The organism is Streptococcus sp. 1F3 (assembly GCF_054968985.1).
The window spans coordinates 1-4,551 of sequence record NZ_JBUEQR010000086.1 but is presented as its reverse complement, the minus strand read 5'-3'; the positions used below and the strand labels follow the sequence as shown (position 1 = coordinate 4,551).

The 4,551-nt window shown below is 42.6% G+C and carries 4 protein-coding genes and 16 tRNA genes; 19 read left to right on the top strand and 1 reads right to left on the bottom strand.

Going from position 1 to position 4,551, the window contains the following annotated elements; translation table 11 throughout:
• Nucleotides 1-11 precede the first annotated feature (11 nt).
• From ACVPON_RS08100 to pcsB, 19 genes are all read left to right on the top strand, one after another.
• Nucleotides 12-84: transfer RNA gene (locus ACVPON_RS08100), tRNA-Asp, on the top strand.
• Between the two features lie 14 nt (nt 85-98).
• Nucleotides 99-171: transfer RNA gene (locus tag ACVPON_RS08095), tRNA-Lys, on the top strand.
• A gap of 2 nt (nt 172-173) precedes the next feature.
• A tRNA-Leu gene (locus tag ACVPON_RS08090) sits at nt 174-255 on the top strand.
• 14 nt (nt 256-269) lie between these two features.
• Nucleotides 270-342, top strand: a tRNA-Thr gene (locus tag ACVPON_RS08085).
• A gap of 9 nt (nt 343-351) precedes the next feature.
• Nucleotides 352-423 (top strand) — tRNA-Gly (locus ACVPON_RS08080).
• A 7-nt stretch (nt 424-430) separates the two neighbouring features.
• Nucleotides 431-514, top strand: a tRNA-Leu gene (locus ACVPON_RS08075).
• 7 nt (nt 515-521) lie between these two features.
• Nucleotides 522-595 (top strand) — tRNA-Arg (locus ACVPON_RS08070).
• A gap of 56 nt (nt 596-651) precedes the next feature.
• Nucleotides 652-725: transfer RNA gene (locus ACVPON_RS08065), tRNA-Pro, on the top strand.
• Nucleotides 726-735: 10 nt separating this feature from the next.
• Nucleotides 736-809, top strand: a tRNA-Met gene (locus tag ACVPON_RS08060).
• 12 nt (nt 810-821) lie between these two features.
• Nucleotides 822-895: transfer RNA gene (locus ACVPON_RS08055), tRNA-Ile, on the top strand.
• 5 nt (nt 896-900) lie between these two features.
• Nucleotides 901-990 (top strand) — tRNA-Ser (locus ACVPON_RS08050).
• 14 nt (nt 991-1,004) lie between these two features.
• Nucleotides 1,005-1,078 (top strand) — tRNA-Met (locus ACVPON_RS08045).
• A gap of 15 nt (nt 1,079-1,093) precedes the next feature.
• Nucleotides 1,094-1,166, top strand: a tRNA-Phe gene (locus ACVPON_RS08040).
• A gap of 17 nt (nt 1,167-1,183) precedes the next feature.
• A tRNA-Gly gene (locus ACVPON_RS08035) sits at nt 1,184-1,254 on the top strand.
• A 33-nt stretch (nt 1,255-1,287) separates the two neighbouring features.
• A tRNA-Ile gene (locus tag ACVPON_RS08030) sits at nt 1,288-1,361 on the top strand.
• Nucleotides 1,362-1,371: 10 nt separating this feature from the next.
• Nucleotides 1,372-1,459: transfer RNA gene (locus tag ACVPON_RS08025), tRNA-Ser, on the top strand.
• Between the two features lie 79 nt (nt 1,460-1,538).
• Nucleotides 1,539-2,369 (top strand): rod shape-determining protein MreC, encoded by an 831-nt coding sequence (mreC, locus tag ACVPON_RS08020; RefSeq protein ID WP_462878113.1) that lies wholly within the window; start codon nt 1,539-1,541, stop codon nt 2,367-2,369.
• A complete protein-coding gene (mreD, locus tag ACVPON_RS08015; protein WP_462878111.1) occupies nt 2,366-2,896 on the top strand; it encodes a rod shape-determining protein MreD in 531 nt (176 codons plus the stop codon). Before mreC ends, mreD begins: the two co-directional genes overlap by 4 nt.
• A 65-nt stretch (nt 2,897-2,961) precedes the next feature.
• On the top strand, nt 2,962-4,152 hold the full coding sequence (gene pcsB, locus ACVPON_RS08010; RefSeq protein ID WP_462878109.1) for a peptidoglycan hydrolase PcsB: 1,191 nt from the start codon (nt 2,962-2,964) through the stop codon (nt 4,150-4,152).
• A gap of 74 nt (nt 4,153-4,226) precedes the next feature.
• Here the strand turns inward: pcsB and ACVPON_RS08005 are convergent.
• The coding region (locus ACVPON_RS08005) for a transposase (protein ID WP_462878107.1) at nt 4,227-4,551 on the bottom strand (325 nt) is incomplete at its 5' end.

Sequence of the window (4,551 nt, the reverse complement as noted above, 5' to 3'; positions counted from 1 at the left end):
TAACTCCCATAGGTCCCGTAGTGTAGCGGTTATCACGTCGCCCTGTCACGGCGAAGATCGCGGGTTCGATTCCCGTCGGGACCGTTGATTCAATACTCGACTCGTTAGCTCAGTTGGTAGAGCATTTGACTTTTAATCAAAGGGTCGCTGGTTCGAGCCCAGCACGGGTCATTGCGGGTTTGGCGGAATTGGCAGACGCACCAGATTTAGGATCTGGCGCTTTCGGGCGTGGGGGTTCAAGTCCCTTAACCCGCATCATAGGAAAATAGGCCGGCTTAGCTCAGTTGGTAGAGCATCTGATTTGTAATCAGAGGGTCGCGTGTTCAAGTCATGTAGCCGGCATAAAGGGATGCGAACGTAGTTCAGTGGTAGAACACCACCTTGCCAAGGTGGGGGTCGCGGGTTCGAATCCCGTCGTTCGCTTACAGAGGCCGGGGTGGCGGAACTGGCAGACGCACAGGACTTAAAATCCTGCGATGGCAACATCGTACCGGTTCGATTCCGGTCCTCGGCATGAATAGGCACCCTTAGCTCAACTGGATAGAGTACCTGACTACGAATCAGGCGGTTAGAGGTTCGACTCCTCTAGGGTGCATGGCTCGCTTAATGGAGACATTAGGGGAGATTTATTTTTAGTGGGAGATATCCTTCCGGGAAGTAGCTCAGCTTGGTAGAGTACTTGGTTTGGGACCAAGGTGTCGCAGGTTCGAATCCTGTCTTCCCGATTGCTGTTTTGGCGGTGTAGCTCAGCTGGCTAGAGCGTCCGGTTCATACCCGGGAGGTCGGGGGTTCGATCCCCTTCGCCGCTATTTGTTTTTGCTGGACCTTTAGCTCAGCTGGTTAGAGCTCTCGGCTCATAACCGAGCGGTCGTAGGTTCAAGTCCTACAAGGTCCATATATGGAGGATTACCCAAGTCCGGCTGAAGGGAACGGTCTTGAAAACCGTCAGGCGTGTAAAAGCGTGCGTGGGTTCGAATCCCACATCCTCCTTTTAGTATAAATAGCGCGGGATGGAGCAGCTAGGTAGCTCGTCGGGCTCATAACCCGAAGGTCGTAGGTTCAAATCCTGCTCCCGCAATTAGATTGTGGATATGGCTCGGTAGCTCAGTTGGTAGAGCAATGGATTGAAGCTCCATGTGTCGGCGGTTCGATTCCGTCTCGCGCCATTTATTGGGAATAAAATGCGGGTGTAGTTTAGTGGTAAAACTACAGCCTTCCAAGCTGTTGTCGCGAGTTCGATTCTCGTCACCCGCTTTTGGATACTATCCAAATACCAAACATATGTTTGGGCGCGTAGCTCAGATGGTTAGAGCGCACGCCTGATAAGCGTGAGGTCGGTGGTTCGATTCCACTCGTGCCCATTTATAAAATGGAGAATTACTCAAGAGGCTGAAGAGGACGGTTTGCTAAATCGTTAGGTCGGGTAACTGGCGCAAGGGTTCGAATCCCTTATTCTCCGTTGTTTAACGAGATTATCGAATGATATTCTCGTTTTATTGTATAAACAATTGCTTGGATTGTATGAGGTTTACTAAGAGATGAATAAAGTTGCTAAATTGATTGTTGTAAGTTCGGTGCTGTTGATTTTATCTTTTTCCTTATTATTCTTGACAGTGAATAAACGTTTGGATATTCCCTATGTGTCAAATGCTATCCATACCTCATTGTCCTATGTGAATCAATTCCTTTCTAAGCCCATTCGCTTTTTCTCAGAACAAGGTGATGTGATTGGGGAGTTGATAGAGACTTATGATGAGAATAAGGAATTGAAAAGCTCTTTAACCACATTAGAAAGTCAGGTTGCAGAGCTAGATACGATTAAAAAAGAAAATGATAGTTTAAGAGAAACTCTTGGAATGACACATCGTTATGAAGATAAGGAGGTTCTTGTGGGCTTGGTTTCTGTACGGACCCCGGTTTCTTGGAATACGCAATTGACGATTGATTTAGGAAAAAAAGATGGTTTGACCGAGGAGATGCTAGTGGTGTCAAACGGTGGTTTGATAGGAATTGTTGAACGTATCTATGATGATGTAACGGATGTTAAATTATTGTCTAATTCGGATAAAGTCACCAAGATTCCTGTGAAAATTGCAGCAGGAACTACGAATATTTATGGTATTTTAACAGGATACGATACAGATACCAATAGCTTTATTATTAGTCAATTAAATAGTACTGATGAGATTGCAGTTGGTAGTAATGTCGTGACAAGTGACTTGGCTGGGGCCACACCGTCTAATATCCAGATTGGAAAAGTGAGGTCTGTCAAGACAAGTAGCAGTGATTTGAGTCGCGAGTTATATGTCGAGCCTACTGCGAATTTTTCCAATATTTATTCCGTTTTGGTCGTAGGAGATGGGAAATGAAAAAGAATGTGAAGTATTTTATTCCTTTCCTCTTGCTTTTATCTTTTGTGATAGATGGGCAGTTATCTACTCTGTTTATCAATTTGACACCCGGAATCATTTATGTATCCAGTCACTTTTTATTGATTATAGGATTATTCTCTGTTCTCTACATTCCCACTTTTTACAATGTTGCAATGTTTACGATAGTTGGTTTTTTGTATGATAGTTACTATTTAAATATATTGGGTGTTTTTGTGACCTTGTTTCCATTAGCTATCTATCTGATTGATTATTTCTATCAGAGTTTAAAATTCAAGCGCCTGACCAATCATATCATCTTATTAGTTGTCATTTTTGTAGTCGAATTTGGAGCATTCTTATTTGCTCGTCTATTTGAAGTATCCAATTTATCGATGTTTATCTTTGTCGTGTATAGCTTGGTGCCAACTTTACTTTTTAATTCCCTATTATTATTAATCTTACACCCGGTATTAGAGAAGTTTTTTACATCACAAATAAGACATAAAAATGTAACAATCACGTAATATATTTGCGTGATTTTTTTGATAGAATGGTATAGTCAGAAAGAGTGGAGGAGTTTAACGAACCTATGAAGAAAAAAATCTTAGCAAGCTTGCTACTGAGCACTATTGTTTTAACGAGTATTGGAAATGTATTGGTAGTTGAGGCAGATGATACAGATAGCAAGATTGCAGCTCAAGATAATAAGATTAAAGAAATTGCGGATCAACAGGCTAGTGCACAAGCACAGGTTGATGAAATCCAATCGAAAGTGGACTCTATTATCGCAGAACAATCTAACTTGACAGCTGAAAATGAACGTTTGCAAGCAGAGTCTCAAGCATTGAGTGCAGAAATTGAAAAATTAGCTGGAGATATTGTGTCACGCGATGAAGCCTTGAAAAAACAGGCTCGTAGTGCACAGACAGATGGTTCAGCAACTAGTTATATTAACACGATTCTCGATTCAAAATCAATTGTTGATGCTGTGTCTCGTATAAATGCTATGCGTGAGATTGTTTCAGCTAATAACCGTATGCTGGAGCAACAAAAGGCTGATAAAGAGACAATTGCAGAAAAGCAAAAATCGAATCAGGAAGCCATCAATGTGGTTGAGGCAAACTGGAAAAAATTAGATGATGCTTCACAAGAGTTAAATACTCAAAAAGCAGCTTTGAAAGTGGCGCAATTGAATCTTGCCGTTGAAAAAGCGACAGCAGAAGATGAAAAGCAAGCCTTGCTTGAAGAAAAAGCAGCTGCACAAGCTGCAGCACAGGCAGCTGCGGCAGCACAAGCAGCTTATCAGGCACAACAAGCAGCCGTAGCACAACAACAGCAACAAGCAGTTGTAACAAATGTAGTGGTAAGCACACCGGAGGCTCCTGCTCCCCAAGCAAGTGTAGCAGTTTCTACAGGCAGTGTGGCAGTGGCACCAGTTCGTCAATCCGTTTCTTATGATGCAAGCAACACCTACCCAGTAGGTCAATGTACTTGGGGTGTAAAACAGGCCGCACCTTGGGTTGGAAACTACTGGGGGAATGCAAATCAATGGATGTATTCAGCATCTGCAGCTGGTTTCCGTACAGGTTCAACTCCGCAAGTCGGAGCGGTTGCAGTTTGGACTTCAGGTGCTTATGGTCACGTAGCAGTTGTTACAGAAGTGAATGGTTCAGAGGTTCGAGTTGTTGAATCAAACTATGCAGGAAACCAATATTTAGCAGATTTCCGTGGATGGTTTAATCCAGCAGCTGACGGTGTAACTGGCTACATTTATCCATAATACGATAGGTAAGAAACTTTGGAGTAATCCAAAGTTTTTTGGCTCTTTGTCAACTGTAGTGGGTAGATGAAAAGCTAACATCGTGAGAGGACGAACTTCGTTCTCTCTTTCTTTACGTTTAAAGCAATCAAAATGCGTTTCTTAAAGTTTTCAAAGTTCCTGAATCCAAAGGCATTGCGCTTGATGACTTTGATGAGATTATTGGTAGCTTCCAGTTTGGCGTTGGAATAAGGCAATTCCATGGCGTTTAAAACCTTGTCTTTATCCTTTAGAAAAGTCTTAAATACCGTCTGGAAAATAGGATTAACAGAGGCTATTTCCTGTTCGATGAGTTCGAAGAAATGATCTGAGTTTTTCTCTTGGAAATGGAACAAGAGAAATTGATAAAGTTCATAGTGC